Origin of the sequence: Kribbella sp. NPDC050281 (assembly GCF_040655855.1) — a bacterium.
Classification (GTDB): Bacteria; Actinomycetota; Actinomycetes; order Propionibacteriales; family Kribbellaceae; genus Kribbella.
Window position 1 is genome coordinate 87,894 of sequence record NZ_JBFAKS010000026.1, and the last position, 20,988, is coordinate 108,881.

20 protein-coding genes are annotated in these 20,988 nt (G+C 69.1%); 8 read left to right on the top strand and 12 right to left on the bottom strand.

All coding sequences use genetic code 11. From position 1 onward, the window contains the following. Positions 1–157 precede the first annotated feature (157 nt). From AB0I34_RS26470 to AB0I34_RS26480, 3 genes are all read right to left on the bottom strand, one after another. A complete protein-coding gene (locus tag AB0I34_RS26470; protein WP_360449805.1) occupies positions 158–487 on the bottom strand; it encodes an Lsr2 family protein in 330 nt (109 codons plus the stop codon). A 318-nt stretch (positions 488–805) separates the two neighbouring features. Continuing rightward, entirely contained in the window at positions 806–2,326 is a 1,521-nt protein-coding gene (lysS, locus tag AB0I34_RS26475) for a lysine--tRNA ligase (RefSeq protein ID WP_360449808.1), read from the bottom strand. 9 nt (positions 2,327–2,335) lie between these two features. After that, positions 2,336–3,547 carry an MFS transporter gene (locus AB0I34_RS26480; protein WP_360449811.1) on the bottom strand — a complete coding sequence of 404 codons (1,212 nt, stop codon included), beginning with the start codon at positions 3,545–3,547 and terminating at the stop codon, positions 2,336–2,338. Positions 3,548–3,605: 58 nt separating this feature from the next. Between AB0I34_RS26480 and AB0I34_RS26485 the strand changes: the two genes are divergently transcribed. The 4 genes from AB0I34_RS26485 (at position 3,606) to AB0I34_RS26500 (ending at position 6,266) form a co-directional block, all read left to right on the top strand. Next, positions 3,606–4,172 carry a helix-turn-helix domain-containing protein gene (locus AB0I34_RS26485; protein WP_360449814.1) on the top strand — a complete coding sequence of 189 codons (567 nt, stop codon included), beginning with the start codon at positions 3,606–3,608 and terminating at the stop codon, positions 4,170–4,172. Positions 4,173–4,244: 72 nt separating this feature from the next. After that, positions 4,245–4,691: an NfeD family protein gene (locus AB0I34_RS26490; RefSeq protein ID WP_360449816.1), complete on the top strand. Its 447-nt coding sequence runs from the start codon at positions 4,245–4,247 to the stop codon at positions 4,689–4,691. Continuing rightward, positions 4,679–5,566, top strand: a complete 888-nt coding sequence (locus tag AB0I34_RS26495; RefSeq protein WP_360449818.1) for an SPFH domain-containing protein — start codon at positions 4,679–4,681, stop codon at positions 5,564–5,566. Before AB0I34_RS26490 ends, AB0I34_RS26495 begins: the two co-directional genes overlap by 13 nt. Before the next feature lie 46 nt (positions 5,567–5,612). Continuing rightward, positions 5,613–6,266, top strand: a complete 654-nt coding sequence (locus tag AB0I34_RS26500; RefSeq protein ID WP_360449820.1) for a DedA family protein — start codon at positions 5,613–5,615, stop codon at positions 6,264–6,266. Here AB0I34_RS26500 and AB0I34_RS26505 read toward each other — a convergent pair. After that, a complete protein-coding gene (locus AB0I34_RS26505; RefSeq protein ID WP_360449908.1) occupies positions 6,252–7,544 on the bottom strand; it encodes a hypothetical protein in 1,293 nt (430 codons plus the stop codon). The two genes, AB0I34_RS26500 and AB0I34_RS26505, sit on opposite strands and share 15 nt — an antisense overlap. A 110-nt stretch (positions 7,545–7,654) precedes the next feature. Beyond that, positions 7,655–8,332, bottom strand: coding sequence for a hemerythrin domain-containing protein (locus AB0I34_RS26510; protein WP_360449822.1), 678 nt, complete (start codon positions 8,330–8,332; stop codon positions 7,655–7,657). A 105-nt stretch (positions 8,333–8,437) separates the two neighbouring features. Between AB0I34_RS26510 and AB0I34_RS26515 the strand changes: the two genes are divergently transcribed. Together AB0I34_RS26515 and AB0I34_RS26520 are read left to right on the top strand one after the other, a co-directional pair. After that, entirely contained in the window at positions 8,438–11,704 is a 3,267-nt protein-coding gene (locus AB0I34_RS26515; RefSeq protein ID WP_360449825.1) for a BTAD domain-containing putative transcriptional regulator, read from the top strand. A gap of 66 nt (positions 11,705–11,770) precedes the next feature. Further along, positions 11,771–12,331: a carboxymuconolactone decarboxylase family protein gene (locus AB0I34_RS26520; protein ID WP_360449828.1), complete on the top strand. Its 561-nt coding sequence runs from the start codon at positions 11,771–11,773 to the stop codon at positions 12,329–12,331. On the opposite strand, the gene AB0I34_RS26525 is transcribed toward AB0I34_RS26520, so the two are convergent. The 7 genes from AB0I34_RS26525 to AB0I34_RS26555 all read right to left on the bottom strand — a co-directional run bounded on the left by AB0I34_RS26525 (position 12,319) and on the right by AB0I34_RS26555 (position 19,294). After that, a complete protein-coding gene (locus AB0I34_RS26525) occupies positions 12,319–13,767 on the bottom strand; it encodes a multicopper oxidase family protein (RefSeq protein WP_360449831.1) in 1,449 nt (482 codons plus the stop codon). The genes AB0I34_RS26520 and AB0I34_RS26525 overlap by 13 nt on opposite strands. After that, on the bottom strand, positions 13,768–14,202 hold the full coding sequence (locus AB0I34_RS26530) for a hypothetical protein (protein ID WP_360449833.1): 435 nt from the start codon (positions 14,200–14,202) through the stop codon (positions 13,768–13,770). It lies immediately after the preceding gene. Between the two features lie 85 nt (positions 14,203–14,287). After that, positions 14,288–15,052: a type III pantothenate kinase gene (locus AB0I34_RS26535; protein WP_360449836.1), complete on the bottom strand. Its 765-nt coding sequence runs from the start codon at positions 15,050–15,052 to the stop codon at positions 14,288–14,290. Continuing rightward, positions 15,052–15,906, bottom strand: coding sequence for a carboxylating nicotinate-nucleotide diphosphorylase (nadC, locus tag AB0I34_RS26540; RefSeq protein ID WP_360449839.1), 855 nt, complete (start codon positions 15,904–15,906; stop codon positions 15,052–15,054). Before nadC ends, AB0I34_RS26535 begins: the two co-directional genes overlap by 1 nt. Continuing rightward, entirely contained in the window at positions 15,899–17,566 is a 1,668-nt protein-coding gene (locus tag AB0I34_RS26545) for an L-aspartate oxidase (RefSeq protein WP_360449842.1), read from the bottom strand. The genes nadC and AB0I34_RS26545 overlap by 8 nt, the downstream gene beginning before the upstream one ends. A gap of 22 nt (positions 17,567–17,588) precedes the next feature. Then, a complete protein-coding gene (gene panC, locus AB0I34_RS26550) occupies positions 17,589–18,416 on the bottom strand; it encodes a pantoate--beta-alanine ligase (RefSeq protein ID WP_360449845.1) in 828 nt (275 codons plus the stop codon). Beyond that, positions 18,413–19,294, bottom strand: a complete 882-nt coding sequence (locus AB0I34_RS26555; RefSeq protein ID WP_360449848.1) for a Rossmann-like and DUF2520 domain-containing protein — start codon at positions 19,292–19,294, stop codon at positions 18,413–18,415. The genes panC and AB0I34_RS26555 overlap by 4 nt, the downstream gene beginning before the upstream one ends. Before the next feature lie 240 nt (positions 19,295–19,534). Between AB0I34_RS26555 and AB0I34_RS26560 the strand changes: the two genes are divergently transcribed. Next, on the top strand, positions 19,535–20,092 hold the full coding sequence (locus AB0I34_RS26560; protein ID WP_360449850.1) for a 2'-5' RNA ligase family protein: 558 nt from the start codon (positions 19,535–19,537) through the stop codon (positions 20,090–20,092). Next, positions 20,089–20,970 (top strand): SAM-dependent methyltransferase, encoded by an 882-nt coding sequence (locus AB0I34_RS26565; protein ID WP_360449853.1) that lies wholly within the window; start codon positions 20,089–20,091, stop codon positions 20,968–20,970. The genes AB0I34_RS26560 and AB0I34_RS26565 overlap by 4 nt, the downstream gene beginning before the upstream one ends. Positions 20,971–20,988 lie beyond the last annotated feature (18 nt).

Here is a 20,988-nt window from a genome sequence, read left to right on the forward strand (position 1 = left end):
GACAGCGTGTTCGCCACCAGCGAATTCACCGAACTACCTGCCGGAGCAACCATCCGCTCCCGATCCCCGGCCACCGGGGCGTCCACACTGTGAAACAACCGGAATGCGGACGGTCCCGGCACCCTGGTGGGCGCCGGGACCGGCAGGTCCGTGGGAATTACTTGGCTTCGTTGTACGCCGCGCGTACCTCGGCGGAGATCCGGCCCCGCTCGCTCACCTCGTAGCCGTTCTCCTTGGCCCAGGCCCTGATGTCGGCGGAGTCCGACGCCGACCGGCCGCGGCCCCGCGCCCGGCCCGCGGCACCGCGGCGACCGGACACCCGGCGCGCCGAGCCGACGTACCCGGCCATGGCGTCGCGCAGCTTGGCGGCATTCTTCTTCGACAGGTCGATCTCGTACGTCGTGCCGTCCAGCCCGAAGATCACGGTCTCGTCGGCCTTACCTCCGTCGAGATCGTCCTCGAGAACTACCTGCACCCTTTGCGCCATCGATGACAGTCCTTTCCGCGCCCGCCACCGGGCACAATCCCCCTGCCGAATTGTTCGCACCTGATTTGTACCGCACAAACCGCCTTCGTGTCATTCACCACCCGGAATGTTCCGGAAAGATGTGACCAAAACCTTCGGTTCGGTGAGGGACGGGCGACACTGTGCTCCGACGGTGACCTTCAGTATTCAGCCGGGCCGGTGGATCGTAACTCGGGCTGGACCGGAATCAATTGGACCCCGGGAATTGCATGACCCGGAGGTTGTGCTATGCAACGAACCTCCGGGCCGGTTTCCTGAATCACTCGGGTGCGGGCGGAATCACTCCGGGCGCAGCAACGGGAACAGAATCGTCTCCCGGATACCGGCACCGGTGAACAGCATCACCAGCCGGTCCAGGCCCATCCCCATGCCGCCGGCCGGCGGCATCCCGAACTCCATCGCGCGCAGGAAGTCCTCGTCCAGCTCCATCGCCTCCGGGTCGCCGGCTGCGGCCAGCAACGACTGTGCCACCAGGCGTTCCCGCTGGATCACCGGATCGTTCAGTTCCGAGTAGGCGGTGCCCAGCTCGACGCCGTTCACGATCAGGTCCCAGGCCTCGACCAGTCCGGGAATTTCGCGGTGCGGCTTCGCCAGCGGCCGCGCCGACTCCGGATAGTCACGGACAAAGGTGGGCTGGATCAGCGTGTGCTCGACCAGCTTCTCGAACAACTCCACCGCGATCTCACCGGCATTCCAGCCCGGCTGCAGCTCGACGTCGTGCTGCTCGGCCAGCTTGGTCAGCGCGGCCACGTCGGTGGTCACGTCGACGGTCTCACCGACCGCTTCGGAGACGAGTCCGAAAAGCGTCGCATGCCGGAACGGCTGCTCCAGATCGATGTCCGAACCGTCGCGCGCGGTGATCGTGGTCCGGCCGATCGCACGACCGGCGTTCCGCATCAGCTCGGCGAAGAGTTCGGCCATCGTGTCGTAATCGCCGTACGCCTCATACGCCTCGATCATCGAGAATTCCGCCGCATGGGTGGAGTCGAGTCCCTCGTTGCGGAACGTCCGGCCGATCTCGAAGACCCGGTCAACGCCGCCGATCATCGCCCGCTTGAGATCCAGCTCGAGCGCGATCCGCAGCTTCATCTCCTGGTCGAACGCGTTCAGGTGGGTCGAGAACGGCCGCGCCGCGGCGCCGCCGTTGGTCAGCTGCAGCACCGGCGTCTCGACCTCGATGAAGTCGTGGGCGTCGAAGGTCGCCCGCAGCGACTTCAGTACGGCGGCCTTGTTCCGGACCATCTCGCGCGCCTCCGGGCGGACGATCAGGTCGACGTAGCGCAGCCGGACCCGGGCCTCTTCGTTCAGCGGCTTGTGCTCGTTCGGGAGCGGGCGCAGCGTCTTGGCGGCCATCTGCCAGCCGGTCGCCTGCACGGACAGCTCACCGCGACGGCTGGTGATCACCTCGCCCTGGACGGACAGCAGGTCGCCGATGTCGACGAGTTGCTTGAACCGGGCCAGCCCCTCGTCGCCGAGGTCGGCCACCGACAGCATCACCTGGAGCTCGGTCCCGTCGCCCTCGCGCAGCCGGACGAAGCACAGCTTGCCGGTGTTGCGGAGGAAGATGACCCGGCCGGCCACCGAGACCTGCTCGCCGGTCCGGGTGTCCGGCTCCAGCTCCTGTCCGTCGTACTTCGCCCGCAGGTCCTTCAGCAGGTGCGTCCGCGGCACCGAGATCGGGTACGGCTGCACTCCCTCCGCCAGCAGGCGGTCACGCTTCTCCCGGCGAACCCGCATCTGCTCGGGCAGGTCGTCCTGCCCGCTGTCGGGGTTCACCGGGTTCACGTGTGCGTCTGTCATGCCTAAAGGCTAGTGACTGACCGCCTCCACAACCGAATCCTTTGTTCGCACCAGGAGGACGGCGGCGATCGCGGCGGTCACCACACCGGTGATCCCGCAGGTCACGAAGGTCATCCGGGTCCCGAGTACCGCGCCGAGGAGACCACCCAGAGGAAGCGCGATCAGACTGCAGCCCCGCACCGTGCCGCCCAGCGCCGCGACGACCCGCCCGCGGACGTGTTCGGCCGTCCGGGTGACGATGAGGGTGCTGCAGGCGGCGTTGAGCATGCCGCTGCCGGCTCCGACCGCCAAGCAGCCGATGGCCAGCGTGACCACGTCGTGCGACAGGCCCATGAGCACGCACGAACCGCCGATGGCGGCCATGCCGGCCAGCAAGGCCCGGGAGCGGGACGCAGCTGTCACCAAGCGGCCACTGCCCCACGCGCCGAGGATCGCTCCGGCTCCCTGGGCGGCCATCAGCCAGCCATAGCCCGACGCGCCGAGTCCGACCTCGTCGGTGACCAGGAACACCTCGACGACGTTGACCGCCTCACCCGTGAGCACGAAGACCCACAGACACGTCACCAGGATCCGGAGCAGCGAGTCGCCGTACAGACTGCGCAGACCGGCCATCAGCGCGCCGGGCTCCCGGACAGCGCCCGGCTCGGGGCGGCGGCGGGTGGTGACCAGCCGGGCGACCAGGCCCAGGACGAGGAAGGTCAGGGCGTCGATCAGGAGGGCGCCGCGGTCGCCGGACCAGCCCACGAGCACGCCACCGGCGGCGGAGCCGGCCAGAGTGGCGACGCCGATCAGCGCCTGGCTGGTGCCGGTGGTCTTGCCGACCAGCTCGTCGCCGACGATGCGCGGGATGAGTGCACCCCAGGCAGGTCCGGCCACGGCTTGACCGACCTGGAGGACGCAGACCAGCGCCAGGGTCTCGGCCAGGCCGTGGCTGAACGCCAAACCGATACCGGCGGCCGCCTGCAGCAGAGAAGCCCAGACCAGGACGGTCCGCGAGTCGTGCCCGTCCACGATCCGGCCGGCGAACGGGATCATCGCGACGGTCGGTACGGCGAACGCCAGCAGCAGGGCCGTGATCGCGCCGGGTCCGCCGTCGTGGGACACGCGCAGCATCAGCGCGACCAGCGCCACCGAGTCACCCGCGTAGGACAGCGCGCGGGCGGGCAGCACCAGCCGGATGTCGGGGAAGGACCAGATCGAGGTCTGAAGTGATTGCTTCATAGTTGTGAAGTTACTGCTTCATATTCCGGATCGTCAAGGGATTGGCTACGCTGACCTCGTGGCCAAGAAGAAACGCGTGGTGATCACCGATCCGCGGGCGATCCGCGCCCTGGCGCACCCGGCCCGGCAGCGGGTCATCGACGAGCTCTACAACGGCAGGGTGTTGACCGCGACCGAGTGTGCGGAGCTGGCCGGGCTGACCCCGTCGGCGATGAGCTACCACCTACGGGCCCTGGAACGCTGGGGCATCATCGAGCGCGCCGAAGAGTCGGGCGACGGGCGGGAACGGCCCTGGCGGGCGCTGGCCGGCAGCCTGATGATCTCCTCGCAGGCGTCCAACGCCGGCCGCCTGGCCAGCCAGACGATCATGCGGACGACGGCGGATCGGGTGCTCGAGCAGTTCGAGGAGATGGCCTCCGACGACCCCTGGGACGACGTCAGTTCGCTCAGCCGGTCCCGGTTGTGGCTCACCCACGACGAGGCCAAGCGGTTCGGCCAGGAGCTGAGCGAGCTGGTCGACCGCTACAAGAAGGGCCGTACGTCGACCACCCATCCGGCCGCTGCCCGTCAGATCAGCACCCTGCTGGCCGTCGTACCGACCGGGAAGCCGCCACAAGATAGCTGAACCGTTAGCTGCCTTCCCGCGTATCCAGGGGTACCTTCGAAAGAGAGGTCCTCTCCGCCGGCGGGTGGTCATATGGAGTCCTGGCTTTTGTGGTTGATCATCGCCGCCGTCCTCGGCACCGCCGAGTTGATGACGGCAACCCTCGATCTGCTCCTGCTCGCCCTCGCCGCGCTGGCCGCGGCCGGAGTCGCCGGTCTCGGCCTGGGGATCGGCCTGCAACTGCTCGCGTTCGCCGTCACGGCCGCCGCGATGATCACCCTGGTCCGGCCGGTCGCACGCCGCCACCTGAGATCGCACCCGCAGCTGCGGACCGGCGTGGCGGCGCTGATCGGGCGCGAGGCCGTGGTGCTGACCCCGTGTGGCCGCGATCCCGGCCGGGTCAAGATCGGCGGCGAGGAGTGGAGTGCCCGCTCGTACGACCCGGACCTGCTCATCCCCGCGGGCACCCGGGTCGACGTCTTCGCCATCGAGGGGGCCACCGCCCTCGTCCATCCTCAGGAGGATCCATGGCCGAACTGATCATCGGGCTGGTCGTCGCCCTGCTCGCCGTCGTCCTGGTCCTTCGGACCGTCCGGATCGTGCCGCAGGCGCGAGCCACCAACGTCGAGCGGCTCGGCCGCTACCTGCGCACTCTCGAGCCCGGGCTGAACATCGTCATCCCCTTCATCGACCGGCCCCGACAGCTGATCGACCTGCGCGAGCAGGTGATCTCGTTCGAGCCGCGCTCGGTGATCACCGAGGACAACCTGGTCGTCGACATCGACACGGTGCTGTACGTCCAGGTCACCGATCCCCGGGCGGCGGCGTACGAGATCGCCAACTTCGAGCAGGCGATCGAGCAGCTCACCGTCACCACACTGCGCAACGTGATCGGCAGCCTGGACCTGGAGAAGGTGCTGACCTCCCGCGAGCACATCAACTCCCAGCTCCGCGGCGTACTGGACGAGGCGTCGGGCAAGTGGGGCATCCGGGTGAACCGGGTCGAGCTGAAGGCGATCGACCCGCCGCCGTCGATCAAGGAGTCGATGGAGAAGCAGATGCGGGCGGACCGGGAGAAGCGGGCCGCGATTCTGACAGCCGAGGGCCAGCGGCAGTCCCGGATCCTGACCGCTGAGGGCGACCGGCAGGCCGCGATCCTGCGGGCCGAGGGTCAGGCGAAGGCGATCGACACGGTGTTCGAGGCGATCCACCGCAACGACCCGGACCCGAAGCTGCTGGCGTACCAGTACCTGCAGATGCTGCCCGAACTGGCCAAGGGCCCGGGCAACACGTTCTGGGTGATCCCGTCCGAGGTCACCGCCGCGCTACAGAACGTCACCAAGGCGTTCAACGGCTATCTCCCGGAAATTCCTCCTGACACCAACGGCCACAGCCCTGAGAATCCCCTGAAATAGTTGCCTCGTCCCGTAATCGGTTGACCCCGGATGTCACTATGGGTGCATGGGGGAACCGTTGCACGCGCTCGCGATCATGGTCCCGACCGGCGGGGTGGCGATCGTCGCGTACCTGGTGGTCGGCCTTGTCATCGGCGTCGAGAGCATGGGGGTTCCGTTACCCGGTGAGACGACTCTGATCGCGGCCGCGCTGCTGGCGTCGCAGGGCAACCTGCACCTCGAGTTCGTCATCGCCGCGGCGGCCACCGGCGCCATCGTCGGCGACTCGGTCGGGTACTACATCGGCCGGAAGGCGGGCCGGAACCTGTTCGAGCGGCTCGGCCGCCGGTTCCACCACTTCTCCGAGGACCGCATCGTCAAGGCCGAGAAGTACTTCCACCGGTACGGCGTCTGGACGGTCTTCTTCGGCCGGTTCGTGGCACTGCTGCGCATCTTCGCCGGCCCGATGGCGGGCATGCTGCGGATGCCGTACCCCAAGTTCCTGGCCGCCAACGCGGCCGGCGGGATCGCCTGGTCGACCACGATCGGCATCGTCGCGTACAACATCGGCGACAACGCGGACAAGATCTTCGGCCAGTTGTCGGTCTGGGCCCTGGTCGTGCTCGCACTCGCCGCGGTCGCGGCGTACACCTACTACCGGATCCGCCGCCGGCATCGGGAGACCGCCGCGGTACGGGAGCCGGAGTCAGCGGACGTATAGCGGGAGGTGATGCGTGATCGTCCCGCTCATCGACCGGCCGTACATCGTGGCGGCCGGCAGCACGAACCGGTAGACGAAGTTCCCCGCCGAGCCCGCCCGGAACGTCCATGACGTACGGCCGTTGCGGATCGGCGTCTCCTTGACGCCGACCCACCGGCGCAGCACGCGGTTCCACACCTGCAGCGTCGCGGTCGAGCTCATGGCCGGCTTGATGATCGCGAACGCGGTGACGTTCGACCCGCGCTTCTTGACCGTCAGCCCGCCGCCGAACCCGGCCGAGACGACCCGGACCACGTTGCGGACGTACGTCGGCCGGCTGGTCGACGTACTCGTGATCAGACCGGGCTTGGTGTAGTTCGGGACCGTGACGGCGTACGGGCGGCTGCCACCGGTGGGAACCCCGATGTCGTAGTGCCCGCCGGCTGTCGTCCTACCCCGAGCCACCGGAGTCCAGTGACCACCGGGAATCACCTGGGTGAGTACGACGATCGGCACCCCGGCCGGCGTGGCCCGCCGCTGGGTGCACGGCGTCTCCGGCTCGCACGCCACCTGTTGCAGAACGACCCGGCCGCGGGCACGGATCGGCAGGCTGAACTGGGCCAGCCCTGGCATCGCCGCGCTGATCGAACTGGTCAGGCCGAGCACCTGTCCACCGAGCCGGGCGCTCCACTCGTTCTGCGTCCGGACCTGGAACACGTACGGCGGTTTGATGCTGTTGATGACCTGGCGCGTCGACGTCGTCGCCGGGCCGACCGGTCGCAACTGCTCACCGGGCTTGCCGACCATCGGCACGTACTTCTGGGTGCGCGGTCCCTCCACGTCGAGCGGGTCGTTCGGGGTGAAGTCCTGCGGCGCCACCGGCACCGTCCACTGCATCAGCGCGCCCGATCGGCCCGCCGGTGCCGCCGTCGCCGCGCTGGGACCGACCGGCCCGTCGGTGTCGAAGACGGGCGAACGCGCGAGTTTGCTGGTCACACCACCCTGCGAGGTCCCGATGGCGACCGCCACCCGGTAGTTCCCGTCCGGTGGGAAGGCCGAGGTCGGGATGTCCCAGCTGTTCGCATCGCCGGCGCCGACGTACTTCACGTACGACGGACTCTCGCTGAGCACGCCCTCGATCGTGATCCGGTTCGGGGCGTTGTCGTCCTTCCAGCTGACCTGGACCGCGGTCCGGCCGTCACCGGACCAGCCGACCGCCACGTCGGTGGGAACCGGATCCGAGGAGCAGGCGGTCAGCACTGCTGTGCCACACACCACCGCCAGCGCCGCGGCGAGCATCCGCCGCACTCCGACCACCTCGTCTCAGCTGCCTCACAACCGACCGCTGAACCATACCCAGATCAGCCCGCCGAGTCCGTAGGGTCGTTGCCGGATCGGTATGCCGGCGGTCAGGGCGTGGCAGTGCCGTGGACGGCGAGTGCATGCTTGCGGAAGGCCCGGCGGGACAGCATCGGGACGAAGGACCGGACCAGCCACGGGGTGTGACTGACGATCTCGGCCACCACCTCCGGGTTGCCCTCGTACTGCATCATCCCCAGCACCAGCGGGAGGTCGGGCTTCCGGAGTTCCTTGACACCTTCCTCGCCGAGCGCCAGCCACTCCTCCTCAGTGACGTTGCGTGCCGCGATCGGCAGCAGGCGCTCCTCCTCCGCGTCCAGATGCTCGCAGAGACTGACGTAGAGCTCGTCCAGCAGCCGAGCGAGCTCGTCCCGCTCCGCCGGCCGCGCGGTGGAGCGCCACTCCGCACGCACTCGCTCGACGTCTTCCAGCACCGTCGCGACCCGCTCGTGCTGTGCCTCCATCAGGTGCACGATCGGCGCCAGCTCCTCCGGCACCCGCTCGAGCAGCTTCGGCCACAGCAGCCGGTCCTCGCCGGTGTGGTGGAGGTGGAGGAAGCTGGTCAGGAACTCCAGGTGCGCGCAGATCGTGCCGGCCCGGCGGGTGTCACCAGCTTCGACCGCGCGGACCAGGCCGGGCGCGAGACGGAACTCGCGCCGCAGGAACGTGTGGACCACGATCATGTCGCGGGTGTCGATGACTTCGGTCGATCGTTCGGTTGCGGTCACGGCTGCTCTCCTTCGCGCGGATGCGGTGCGAGTCCACTCTGCGCGCGGCGTCTTGCAGGCGAATTGCACATGGCTTGCACCGCTGTGCGCCCTATTCTGCGAATCATGCAGGTCCGGGTGCTCGGCCGCATCGAGCTGGCGGTCGAGGGGGCGGTCGTCGACCTCGGCGGCCTGAAGCAGCGCGCGCTCCTGGCGATCCTGGTGACAGCCGACGGGCACGCCGTACCGGTGGAGCGGCTGGTCGACCTGCTCTGGGGAGAGGACCCACCGGCGAAGGCGATGGCCTCTCTGCATGCCTACATCGCAAGGTTGCGACGGCTGCTCGAACCTGTGCGCGAGCCGCGTGCGCCCGCCCGGGTGCTGGTGTCGCGGCCACCGGGGTACGCCTTGCTGCTCGACGGCATCGACGTCGATGCGCGGCAGTTCACCACTCTGCTGGCCGAGGCGTCGCCCTTGATCACCGCCGACCCGGCCCAGGCGGAGACACTCCTCCGGACCGCACTCGACCTCTGGCGGGGTGACGCCTTCGCCGACGTGGCCAGTACGACGCCCGCCATCCAAGCCGAGGCGGCTCGCCTGGAGGAGCTGCGGCTGGGCGCAGTGGAGGATCTCTGGGCAACCCGGCTCGCGCTCGGCGGGCACCGGCACGCCGCACCCGAGCTCGAGCATCTCGTCGACTCACATCCGTTGCGCGAACGGATGTGGGCACTGCTCGCGTTGGCCCTCTACCGGTCCGGACGCCAGGCCGATGCGCTGGACGCGTTGCGTCGGGCCCGCCGCCGGCTGGTCGACGAGGCAGGCCTCGACCCGGGCGTCGAACTGCGCACCCTCGAGGAGGCGATCCTCCGGCAATCCCCCAGCCTCGACCTTCCGGCATCCGCCGACTCCGTCGCATTGCCAGGCCGCGAGGAGCAACTGCTCGAGGTACGGCGGGCGTTGGACGAGGCCACCGCTGGACGCGGCCGCGTCGTCCTCGTCAGCGGAGAGCCAGGCATCGGGAAGACGTCGCTGGCACAAGCGGTGGCAGCGAACGCGAAGGCAGCCGGCTTCCGGTGCGGATGGGGCGGCTGGGAGCCCGACGCGACTGCTCCGCTCTGGGGCTGGCAGCAGGCTGCGGACCAGCTGTTCGGCGACATCGGCGTACTCCAGCTGACCGGTCCGGCGCCGATCGACGCGGCATCGTCGACCTTCCGGCTGGCCGGCACTGTCGTCGAGGCCTTGCGATCCGGTCCCGCATCGCTGCTCGTGCTGGACGACATGCACTGGGCCGATGCCGACAGCCTGCGCCTGCTGCGCCGGATCGCCGCCACGCTGGCCGACGTACCGGTCCTGCTGGTGGTCACCTGCCGGGACGCGGACGCGGACATCAGTACGGCGGTCGCCGAGGTCCTTGCTGCGCTGGCCCGGCTCGATCCGGTGCGGATCGGACTCGCCGGCCTGGACGAGGACGCGATCAGAGCACATGTGTCGCTCAACACCGGTGTCGAGGTCGACCGCCAGGTCGCCGCGGCGATCCGGGCTCGGACGGATGGAAACCCCTTCTACATCAATGAATTCGTCCGCTTGCTGACCAGCGCCGGTGACCTCTCCGACCCGGCGGCGCCGTCCTGGCGAGAGGTGCCCGGTGGGGTCCGCGACGTGGTTCGGCAGCGACTGGCCCAGCTGCCGGACGACGCGGGCGAGATCCTGGCGGCTGCGGCGGTCCTCGGTCGATCGTTCGACCTCGACGTGGTCGTGGCCGCTGCCGGCGTGACAGCGAACGCAGTCGATGACTCTGTCGAGGCCGCGTTGCGGTGCGGCCTGCTCGAGGAGGAGACACCGAGCCGCTACCGGTTCACCCACGCGCTCGTGCGTGACGCGATCTATCGATCGCTGCCCGCGCCCGCTCGCGCCCGAGCGCACGCGCGAGCCGCTCAGGCCTTGGAGCGGCAGCGCATCGGCCACCTCGAACCCCACACGGCGCAACTGGCCGAGCACTACCGGCTCGCTGGAGCCGTGCATGCGCGATCGGCCTGGACGTTCGCGAACCGGGCCGCGCGCCGGGCCGCTGAGCGCTCCGCGCACGACGAGGCACTGCGGCTGTTCCGGATGGCTGCCGAGCTCCAGGCTCAGGACCCGATGGCCACCGCCGAAGAGCGGGAGGCGGTGCTGACCGGCCTTGGCCGGGCCCAGCACTGGATGGCGCGTCCGGTCGAGGCCTGGGTCTCGCTCGCTGACGCGGCGCGCTCCGCACTCGCCCGCGGCGACGCCGTTGCGGCCGCTCACGCGCTGCTCGTGATCAGCGAGCGCAGCATCTGGACGTGGCGTGACTACGCCACGCCTGACGAGGTGGCGATCAAGCTGTGGGACCAGGTCCTGGCCGCGCTGCCGACCTCCGAGACGCTGCTCCGGGCACACGTCCAGGCCGCTCTGGCCGTCGAACTCCTGTACCAGCCGGACTCCGCGGATCGCGCGACGTCACTCGCGACCGATGCCCTGCTGACGACCAGGCAGCGCGGCTCCCCACAACAGTTGCTCCCGGTCCTCCAACTGACCCACTTGGCCATGGAACGGCCCGACCTGCTCGACCGCAGGGCTGCGATCGCCGACGAACTGGTGATCCTGGCCGGCCGGCACGACGACGTCACCGGACTCGCCGCCGCGCTCTGCATGCGGGCCGTCGACCGGGCTGAGCGTGGCACCTGGGAGCAGGCGATCGCCGACATGCACCGTGCCGAGCGGATCGCCGCGCAGCACCAGTTCGTCCCGGTTCTGCTGATCGCCGGCTCGGCACTCGCACTCGAACGGCAGGCGGTCGGCGACTTCGCCGCCGCGGAGACGGCGCTCGAGCGCATCGTGATGTTGCAGTCGACGGTCTCGATGGCCCCGTCCGCTCTCGGCATCGGCCAGCTCGCCACCATGCGCATGGTCCAAGGCCGGCTGGCCGAGCTGGAACCGGCGCTGCGCGAGGCAGCGTCGCACCAGCCGGTCCTGCGCGACCTGCACGCGCTGGCCTTGATCGGCTGCTCCCGCAGCGACGAGGCGAGGATGATGCTCGGCGACTGGGCGGAGCAGCGCCCACTGCTCCGGGACTTCGCCTGGACCGGCCTCACGGCCATCCGGGCCCGGGTCTGGATCGCGCTTGACGACGCCACGGCGATCGCCGACCTGCGCGACCAGTTGACGCCGTACGCCGATCGCCTGGCGGTCGGGGGCATGGGCGCGTTCTTCCTGGGCAGCGTCAGCCACATTCTCGGACACCTCGCCCTCGCGGCCGGCGACCGCACCGCCGCGCGACACCACCTGCGGGCCGCGCTGGAGATTCATCAGCGCCTGGGGCTGAAGCCTCACGCCGCTGCCACTGAGGCATTGCTGCGGCAAGTCGGGCAATAGCCGCGACCTCGTTGCCGGATCGGTACGCCGGCCCTACCGTGAAGGAGCCACAAGGGGGAAACGAGCATGGCGTTCATCGACACACCGTCCAACCGCGACTTCTTCGAGAGCAACCGGGCTCCGGCGGGTCACGTCCCGAATTTCGTCACCACGTTCGCGGCCCGGCCGGCCGTGTACGACGCGTGGAAACAGCTCAACGGCGCGATCAAGGAATCCATGGACCTGCGCCGCTACGAGTTGGCGACGCTGGCCGCCGCGACCGCGCTCAAGTCGAGCTACTGCAGCCTCGCGCACGGTCAGGTGCTGGCCGACAAGTTCTACACGTCCGAGGAGGTCGCGGCGCTGGTGGACGAGCCGCCCGCCGACCCGGTCGACCGCGCCGTGATGGCCTTCGCGCGGAAGGTAGCGCTGGCCGCCGACACGATCACCCAGGCGGACGTCGACGAACTGAAGGCCGTCGGACTGACCGACACCGACGTTCTCGACGTCGTCCTGGCCGCGGCTGCCCGAGCCTTCTTCTCCAAGACCCTGGCAGCGACCGGCACCCCACCCGACGCCGCCTTCAACACCCTTCCCGAGACCCTCCGCAAGGCCCTGACCGTCGGAGGGCCGATTCACTCGGGCTGATTGCCCGGGGAACCGCCGAGGTGGAAGTTGCTGGTGACGCCGGCGTACATGAGGTGGGTCACCAGGCCCTGCGCAGCGTGCGGAAGGTTGTGGCAGTGGTCCATCCAGATGCCCGGGTTGTCGGCGACGAACGCTACCTCGTAGGTCTCGTCGTCCTCGACGTTCAACGAGTCCGTCCACCACGGGCTGCCGGTCGCGGCCGTGCCGTTGCGACTGAGTACGACGACGTGGTGGCCGTGCAGGTGCATCGGGTGGACCTGCCCGGACGTGTTCTTGATCGTCATCCGGACCACGTCGCCCTCGGCCACCACGAACATCGGCACATCCGGGAACTGGTGCCCGTTGATCGTCCACCACAGCCCCGGCTTCCCGTCGAAGAACCCGGGCCGCCGGCCGATGGTGTACTGGAAGTTCCGGTCGGTCTTCGCCGGATCGAACTCGAGCCTCTTCGGCGAGCCGTAACTCAACAGGTCGACCCGGTCACGCGGCTCGGTGCCGGTCGGCGCGTTGCCATCGCCGATCACCAGCGTGGTCGGTCCACCACCCAGGCCGATCCGCACGGCTGATCCCTGCGGCATCGTCAGTTGCAGATCGATCCGGCCACCCGCGGTGACGAGCACGGTCTTGTTGCTCACTTCGGTCGGCGCGTTCACGTCGGTCCCGTCGACCGCCACCACCCGGTACGGCGCTCCGTCGACCCAGGCAGCCATCGGCCCGTTGTCGGTGTTGATGAGACGCACCCGGACCGTCGATCCCGGTGCCGCCACGCGGCGCTCGCCGTACCCGCCGTTGACGGTCCGGATCTTGTCGTACGTATGCACAGCCGCGATCACGTCGGTCGTACTCGGTTGCACGATCAGTACGCCGTACAGGCCCTTCTTCACCTGTTCGTGGGAGACCTGGTGCGAGTGGTACCAGTACGTGCCGGCGTCCTTGGCGACGAAGCGATAGACGAACGACTGGCCAGGGGCGACAGCGTCCTGGGTGACGCCGGCGACGCCGTCCTCGGCAGCCGGTACGTCGACTCCGTGCCAGTGCAGGGTGATCCCCTGCGGCACAGACTCGTTGTGCAGGGTCACCTGGATCAGATCGCCTTGTTTTGCGACGATCTGCGGTCCGGGAGACGTGTGATTCAACGTGTAGCCGTCCACCGGGCCGCGCCCGGGGATCTCGAACTTCTCCTTCCGGGCGGTCAGATCCACCGCCACGTCAGGCGTCCCGTCGGCCGGACCTTTGAGCGTGCTGACGTCCTGTCCGTGATGGGCGTTGACCACGGGGCCGCCGCCATAGTCGGCGTACCCCATGGTCATCGGGGAGAGGTCGTTCGGGACCAGGCTCCGCTGCCAGAAGAAGACCAGTGGTGCCAGCACGGCCAAGGTCGCGGCGACAGCGATCAGCAGCCGGCGCCGCTCGGCCATCTTTGTTGCCAAAGGCATCTAGACGGCGGTGGTCGGCTCGGCGGCCGGCGCCGGTGCGGCGGCGGCTCGCCGGGCCGCCACACTGGCGACGGCGAGCAGCGCGAACGCGTTCAGAGCATGCAGTGTCCCGATCACGGGCGCCACGCCGAACGACAGGAACGCGAGCACGATCTGCAGCGCGACCAGGCCGACCACGTAGAGCGCCCACCTGACTCCACCCTGGACCTTGGCGAAGAACGACACGATCAGCAGCAACAGCGCGATGATCGGGATCACCAGCATCCCGAACTGGCCGTGCAGCACGTGCCCGGCGTTGCCCTCGTAGTTCTTGTCGATGACCAGGCCGTCGTCCATGTCCTTGATCGCCGTGAACCAGCCGAGTGCGACGAACATTGCCTGCAGCACCACACCGATCGCAACGAGACCAGCCAGTACCCGATATACGGACCTCATAGCTCTCCCCCAACCCCGATTTTCCCCTGAGCACATGGTGATCCCGGTCACCACAGCGCACAAGGGCTCTCGCCCGATCGGGCAACTATTGGTTGTTGCGGGCAAACGCGTGCTGCAGGCCGTGCAGGGTGAGCAACGGTTCGTGACGAACCGGGGTGGTCAGCTCGCCGGCAAGTAGGGGGGCGAGGGCACCGGTCAGCACCACCGGGGTCGACGAATCAAGCGACTGCTCGGCACGGATCCGTCCCACCAAACCGTCGACCAGTGCCGCGAAGCCGTGAATCGCCCCCGACTGAAGGGCTTCGACGGTGTTCTTCGCGACGACTGCGCGTGGCCGGACGAGTTCAACCCGGCGCAGTTGCGCGGCGGCTTGGCCGAGCGCGTCGGTCGCGGTTTCGATGCCTGGGGCAATTACTCCGCCGATGAACGCGCCGGCCGGGTTGACCACGTCGATGGTGGTCGCCGTACCGACGTCGACGACCAGGCAGGGCGCGCCGTACTGGTTGACCGCGGCAAGCGCGTTCGCGATCCGGTCGGTGCCGACCTCGCGCGGGTTGTCCACCAGCACAGGCAGCCCGGTCTTCACGCCCGGCTCGACCACGACGCCCGGCACGTTCGGGTAGTAGCGCGCGACCACATCGCGGAGCTCGTGCAGCACATGCGGTACGGCGGAACACACGGCGATGCCGGACACCGGAGACTCCCCGGTCAGCAGTCCCTGCAGCAGGACCGCCCACTCGTCGGCCGTACGCCGGGGATCGGTGCCGACCCACCAGTGCCGCTTGACCGTGCCGTCGAGCACCAGGCCGACCAGCGTCCTGGTGTTTTCGACGGCGACGGCGAGGAGCATCAGGATTCCCGCAGGTCCAGCCCGATGTCGAGCACCGGCGCCGAGTGGGTCAGGGCGCCGACCGCGAAGTAGTCGACCCCGGTCTCCGCCACGGCCCGGGCCTGATCCAGCGTCAGTCCGCCGGAGGCCTCCAGCCGGGCCCGGCCGGCCACCTTCTCAACCGCCTCCCGCAACTGCGGGACCTCCATGTTGTCGAGCAGGATCAGCTCGGCACCGGACTCGACCGCGATCAGCGCATCGTCGACCGAGTCCACCTCGACCTCGACCGCGAGGTCCGGGTAGGCCTTGCGGACCAGACGGAACGCCTCCGCCACCCCGCCGGCGGCGACCACGTGGTTGTCCTTGATCAGCGCCGCGTCGGACAGGCCCATCCGGTGGTTCTTGCCGCCACCGCAGCGAACGGCGTACTTCTCCAGCGACCGCAGCAGCGGCATGGTCTTGCGGGTGTCGCGGATGACCACACCGGTCCCCTCGACCGCGTCGACCCACCGGCGGGTGAGGGTCGCGACACCAGACAGATGGCACAGCAGGTTGAGCGTCGTCCGCTCGGCGGTCAGCAACTGGCGCGTCTTGCCGCGGATCGTCATCAGTACGTCGCCCTTGCGCACCGACGCACCGTCACGGACCGAGTACTCGAGCTCGACCTCGTCCGGAGCGGCGACCTGCCGGATCACCAGCTCGGCGACCTCCAGCCCGGCCACCACTCCATCGGTACGCGCGACGAGTTCGGCGACCGAGATCTGGTCCGGGTCGACGGTCGCGACAGTGGTGACGTCGGCGCCACCGGCCAGGTCTTCCTCGATGGTGGCCCGCACCAGGTCACCGACCCACTGCCGGTCGACGGCTTCATCCATGGTGAGCATTCTCCTTGGTGTCATGCGGGACGAACGTCGTACGTGGTCTCGCGGTCTCGCCCTCGGGCGGGAGGGTCAGGTCCAGACTGCCTGACCAGTTCCGGTCGTCGCGATCCGGGTGGTCCTCACGCCAGTGAGAGCCGCGACTCTCCTCGCGCACGGTGGCCGCGGCGATCAGTGCGGACGCCACCGTGACCAGGTTGGTCGCCTCCCATCCCGGCGTACCCGGCTCGCCGGGCGGCTGCTCGATCAGCTTGGCGAGGGTCGCATCGGCCTCCGACAATCCGCGTGCACTGCGGATGACGCCGGCACCGACGGTCATCACCCGCTGCACCTCGTCGACAACGTCCGCGTCGACCAGACCGGGGACACGGATGTCGGCGACCGGCTCACGCAGCGGCGGGAGGCCGTCGGCGAGGTGGGCAGCGATCCGGCGAGCGAAGACAAGCCCTTCGAGCAGGGAGTTCGAGGCCAGCCGGTTGGCGCCGTGGACACCGGTGCATGCGACCTCACCGCAGGCATACAGCCCCGGCATCGAGGTCTGGCCGTCCAGGTCGGTCCAGACACCGCCGGACGAGTAATGGCAGGCGGGCGCGACCGGGATCAGCTCACGCACCGGGTCGATGCCGTGCGAGCGGCAGGACGCCAGGATGGTCGGGAATCGGACCCGCCACTGCTCGTCGCCGAAGTGGCGTGCGTCCAGGTAGACATGATCCTTGCCGGTGGCAAACATCTGCCGCATGATCGCCTTCGCCACGATGTCGCGCGGGGCGAGGTCGGCCAGCTCGTGCTGACCCTGCATGAACCGCTGGCCCTCGTGGTCGACCAGGAACGCACCCTCGCCACGGACCGCCTCGGACACCAGCGGCTGCTGGCCTTTCGCGCTCTTGCCCAACCACAGCACGGTCGGGTGGAACTGCACGAACTCGAGATCACGCACCTCGGCGCCGGCCCGCAACGCCAGCGCCATGCCGTCGCCCGTGGACACGCTCGGGTTGGTCGTGGCGGCGTACAACTGGCCGATACCGCCCGACGCCAGGATCACGACTCGGCTGCGGATCGCACCGACGCCGTCCAGTTGGCCCTCACCCATGACGTGCAGGGTGACTCCGGCGACGCCACCGTCCGCAGCGGTCAGCAAGTCGATGACGAGGGCGTGCTCGATCAGCCGGATGTCGTCGGCCCGCTTCACCGCGGCGACCAGCGCCCGCTCGATCTCCGCGCCGGTCGCGTCTCCACCGGCGTGCGCGATGCGGTTGCGATGATGCCCGCCCTCCCGCGTCAGCGACAGATCTCCATCGGCCAGGGTGTCGAACCGCGCGCCCAGCTCGATCAGGTCTCGCACCGCGTCCGGTCCCTCGGTCACCAGCGCCCGTACGGCGTCCGGATCGCACAGTCCGGCGCCCGCGACCAGGGTGTCCTGCAGATGATCCTCGGGCGAATCCTCCGGGCTGAGCGCGGCGGCGATACCGCCCTGGGCCCACTGGGTCGAGCCGGAGGCGACGACGTCCTTCGTCACCACCAGGACAGTGCCGAGCTCACGGGCCTTCAGTGCGGCGGTCAGTCCGGCGATGCCGGAGCCGATCACCACCACGTCGACGGTGTCGGTCCACCCGGGTTCGGGCGCAGACAACCGTTGTGGGACAGCAGGAGCGGTCATCCAGCGACCGTATCAATCGATTTCACCTGAGCGTGATGGAAATGTTGTCAATGAGACGGGTCAGACCGACGCGGGCGGCGATCAGCATGCGGGCCTCGCCGGGGCCGATGACCGGGCCGAGATCCGGTGCGCGCAAGGCGAGATAGTCGATCTTCACCGACGGCACCGCCTCCAGTTCGGCCTGAGCGGCGGCCATCACGGCGTCCGGACCGTTCATGCCGGCCTTCGCACCCGCGGTCAGCGCGCGGTACAGGACCAGCGCTTCGTCACGCTCAGTCTCGTCCAGGTAGCGGTTGCGTGAAGACAACGCGAGACCGTCAGGCTCGCGCACGGTCGGCACCGGCACGATGTCGACGTCCCAGTCGAGGTCGCACACCATCTCGCGGATCAGCGTGAGCTGCTGGTAGTCCTTCTCGCCGAACAGCGCCAGGTCGGGCGCGGTCAGGTGCAGCATCTTCGCCACCACCGTCAGTACGCCGGCGAAGTGGCCCGGCCGGACCATGCCCTCGAGTTCGTCGGCCAGCGGGCCGGGATGCACGGTGATGGACGGCTCGTTCGGATACAGCTCGTCGCGGGACGGATTGAAGACCAGGTCGACGCCTTCGTTCTTGGCGACCGCCAGATCGCTGGCCAGCGTGCGCGGATAGCGGTCGAAGTCCTCCGCCGGCCCGAACTGCAACGGGTTCACGAAGATCGTCAGCACCACACTGCCTTCGGGCCCGACCCGCTCGCGTGCCTCGGCCAGGAGCGCCGCATGCCCCTCGTGCAGGGCGCCCATCGTCATCACCACCGCCCGAGGCCGGACCGCCGCTGCCGCCCGCAGTTCGGCCTTCGTCTGGGTGAGTCTCATCGCGGTGCCTCCCCTGTCCGATACCGCTCCAGCACCTCGTCCGGGTCGCTGACCCGGTGCCCCTTCAGCACCTCGTAGAACGCCTCCGCCGTCGCCGGGGACAACCGTCCGTCCGCTGCCGCCAACTCCACCGTCGCCCTGGCCAGTTCGGCGTACGTGCCTGCCGTCCGGTCCGGGAGTACGGCCAGATGAGCTGCCACCGTGTCGACATCGCCCCGGGCAATCGGCCCGGTGAGCGCATGATGACCGGATCGCAGCGTGTTGTCGAGGGTTGCGGTCACCAATGGCCGAAGCGTTGCGGCCGGATCCGCCACGCCTGCTTCCCGCAGTACGGCGAGGGCCTGGGTAAGCAACGTTGTCAGGTGGTTCGCGCCGTGCACGAGACCCGCGTGGTACAGAGCACGGTTCTCCTCCGCCACCCACTGCACCTGCGCACCGAGCAGCTTCACCAACCGCTCGACCATCGGCCGGGCCGCGTCCGGAGCGGTCGCCGTGAACAGCACGTCGTCCAGGCTGACCGGGTCGTCCCCGGTGAACGTCATCGGCGGATGGAGCGAGACCGGAGTCGCCGGCAGACCCTGCAGTGGCGTGAGCCCGTGCGTGCCGGACAGGTGGACGACGTACTGATCGCTGGTCAAGGGCAATCCGGCGGCGACCTCGCGGATCAGGTCGTCGGGTACGGCGACCAGAATCACGTCGGCGCGTTCGCTGACCTCACCGGGAGTCAGCACCGGTACATGCGGAAGGAGCCGGGCGGCGCGTTCGCGTGACGCGCGCGACCGTGCGGTGACTCCGACCAGGGGATGTCCGGCGGCCGCCAAGGCTGCTCCCACGGCGGTCCCGGCCCGGCCGGCTCCGATCAAGCCGATCCGTTCCATCTTCACTCTTTTCGTTCCAGTCCCGCGGCGGGGTACCAGACGATCCACTCGCCAGCCTAGTGCCTCGTCGAGGGACGTTGGTGCGACTGGCGGTGGTCCAGTCGTTCGCTGGCAAGGCGGAGGAGGAGAGCGATGCGGAGCATCTCGCGACGACGACAACGCCGCCAGCGGGCGTCTGGGGCGCCGCCAGGCGTGCCGAACGTTCCTCGACGAGGCACAGAGTGATGAGAGCATGGCGTGGTGAGCGATGACTGGGCCGCGCGGCGCGGATTGACGGCGATTCTGATCACAGTTCCCGAGTTGGCGGCGTACACGGACCGCTGGCGTTCGGTGTCCCGCTCGAGGCTTCGGCCGCAGGTCTCGCTGACCGAGCTCATCCCACCGCACGTCAGTGTGCTGGTGCCGTGGGTCGCCGAGCCCGCAGACGCCGATGTGGAGCGGCTGAGCTCTGTGCTCGCGAAAGCCGAGCCCTTCGAGCTGAGCTTCCCGACGGCGGGACAGTTCCCGAACGGAACGGCGTGGCTGCGGCCGGAGCCGTTCGACACTGTGCGTTCCCTGGTGCTGACGGTCTACGAGGCGTTCCCCGAGTGCCCGCCGTACGGCGGTGAGTTCCTGGACCCGCAGCCGCACCTCACCATCGCGTCGTCCACCGAGGGCGGCCCGAGTGTCGTTGCCGAAGCTCAGGCCGCGCTGGCTGAGGAGGCGGCGCCTGTCGTGCAGCTCACCGAGGTCGGACTGTGGCGGGAGGGCGCGGACAGCGTCTGGCGCCAGTTCGGTGCGGTCCCGCTGGGTGCATGACGACATTCCGGGAAGGCTGGCACACGGCGCTCTACGGACCGGACGGGTTCTACCGGCGCGAACGGCCGGCTGCGCACTTCCGCACGTCGGTGCACGCGTCAGAGCTCTTCGGACAGGCCATCGCCCGGCTCGCTCGCGCGGTCGGCGCTGACGAGGTCGTCGACATCGGAGCGGGCTCCGGCGAACTGGGCAAGGTGCTCCGCGCCGAAGGGCTCTCCGTTCTGGACATCGAACTCGACGACGAATTGCCGGCGTCCCTGACCGGTCTGGTCATCGCCAACGAATGGCTGGACAACATCCCCTGCGACGTCGCCGAACTCGACGAAAACGGCGTACCGCGATACCTCCTCGACGACCTGTCCCTCGGCAATGTTGTCGACGGCAACGATCTCGCCTGGCTGCACACCTGGTGGCCCCTCCACGAACCAGGCGACCGCGCCGAGATCGGCACCACTCGCGACCAAGCCTGGGCAGACGTCCTGCACCGCCTCACCGACGGCGCAGTCGCCGTGGCCATCGACTACGGCCATCTCCGTGCCAGCCGTCCGCCGTACGGCACGGTGACCGGCTTCCGCGACGGCCGCGAGTGCGACCCGTTGCTGGACGGCTCCCGCGACGTGACAGCCCATGTGGCCCTGGACTCGCTCGGAGGCTCCCTGCTGCTCCAGAGAGACGCTCTCAGAGCCCTCGGAGTGAGTGCGACCCGTCCGAGCCTGGAGCTGGCTCAGACGGACCCGCTGCGCTACCTGTCCGAGCTGTCGTCAGCCGGCGAGGCCGCTGAGCTGCTGGACCCGTCCGGGCTCGGTGGCTTCGGCTGGGTCTGGACGGCGAACGGCGACGACACCGTTCGGCGCGCTTCACGAGCCCTGTCCGCCTGATTCTGAAGCAGTGATGCC

Excerpts from the sequence above, each read along its gene's own strand:
- AB0I34_RS26470 (WP_360449805.1), bottom strand. The coding sequence starts at position 487 with ATGGCGCAAAGGGTGCAGGTAGTTCTCGAGGACGATCTCGACGGAGGT.
- lysS (WP_360449808.1), bottom strand. The coding sequence starts at position 2,326 with ATGACAGACGCACACGTGAACCCGGTGAACCCCGACAGCGGGCAGGAC.
- AB0I34_RS26480 (WP_360449811.1), bottom strand. The coding sequence starts at position 3,547 with ATGAAGCAATCACTTCAGACCTCGATCTGGTCCTTCCCCGACATCCGG.
- AB0I34_RS26490 (WP_360449816.1), top strand. The coding sequence starts at position 4,245 with ATGGAGTCCTGGCTTTTGTGGTTGATCATCGCCGCCGTCCTCGGCACC.
- AB0I34_RS26495 (WP_360449818.1), top strand. The coding sequence starts at position 4,679 with ATGGCCGAACTGATCATCGGGCTGGTCGTCGCCCTGCTCGCCGTCGTC.
- AB0I34_RS26500 (WP_360449820.1), top strand. The coding sequence starts at position 5,613 with ATGGGGGAACCGTTGCACGCGCTCGCGATCATGGTCCCGACCGGCGGG.
- AB0I34_RS26505 (WP_360449908.1), bottom strand. The coding sequence starts at position 7,544 with ATGCTCGCCGCGGCGCTGGCGGTGGTGTGTGGCACAGCAGTGCTGACC.
- AB0I34_RS26515 (WP_360449825.1), top strand. The coding sequence starts at position 8,438 with ATGCAGGTCCGGGTGCTCGGCCGCATCGAGCTGGCGGTCGAGGGGGCG.
- AB0I34_RS26520 (WP_360449828.1), top strand. The coding sequence starts at position 11,771 with ATGGCGTTCATCGACACACCGTCCAACCGCGACTTCTTCGAGAGCAAC.
- AB0I34_RS26525 (WP_360449831.1), bottom strand. The coding sequence starts at position 13,767 with ATGCCTTTGGCAACAAAGATGGCCGAGCGGCGCCGGCTGCTGATCGCT.
- AB0I34_RS26530 (WP_360449833.1), bottom strand. The coding sequence starts at position 14,202 with ATGAGGTCCGTATATCGGGTACTGGCTGGTCTCGTTGCGATCGGTGTG.
- AB0I34_RS26535 (WP_360449836.1), bottom strand. The coding sequence starts at position 15,052 with ATGCTCCTCGCCGTCGCCGTCGAAAACACCAGGACGCTGGTCGGCCTG.
- nadC (WP_360449839.1), bottom strand. The coding sequence starts at position 15,906 with ATGGATGAAGCCGTCGACCGGCAGTGGGTCGGTGACCTGGTGCGGGCC.
- AB0I34_RS26545 (WP_360449842.1), bottom strand. The coding sequence starts at position 17,566 with ATGACCGCTCCTGCTGTCCCACAACGGTTGTCTGCGCCCGAACCCGGG.
- panC (WP_360449845.1), bottom strand. The coding sequence starts at position 18,416 with ATGAGACTCACCCAGACGAAGGCCGAACTGCGGGCGGCAGCGGCGGTC.
- AB0I34_RS26555 (WP_360449848.1), bottom strand. The coding sequence starts at position 19,294 with ATGGAACGGATCGGCTTGATCGGAGCCGGCCGGGCCGGGACCGCCGTG.
- AB0I34_RS26565 (WP_360449853.1), top strand. The coding sequence starts at position 20,089 with ATGACGACATTCCGGGAAGGCTGGCACACGGCGCTCTACGGACCGGAC.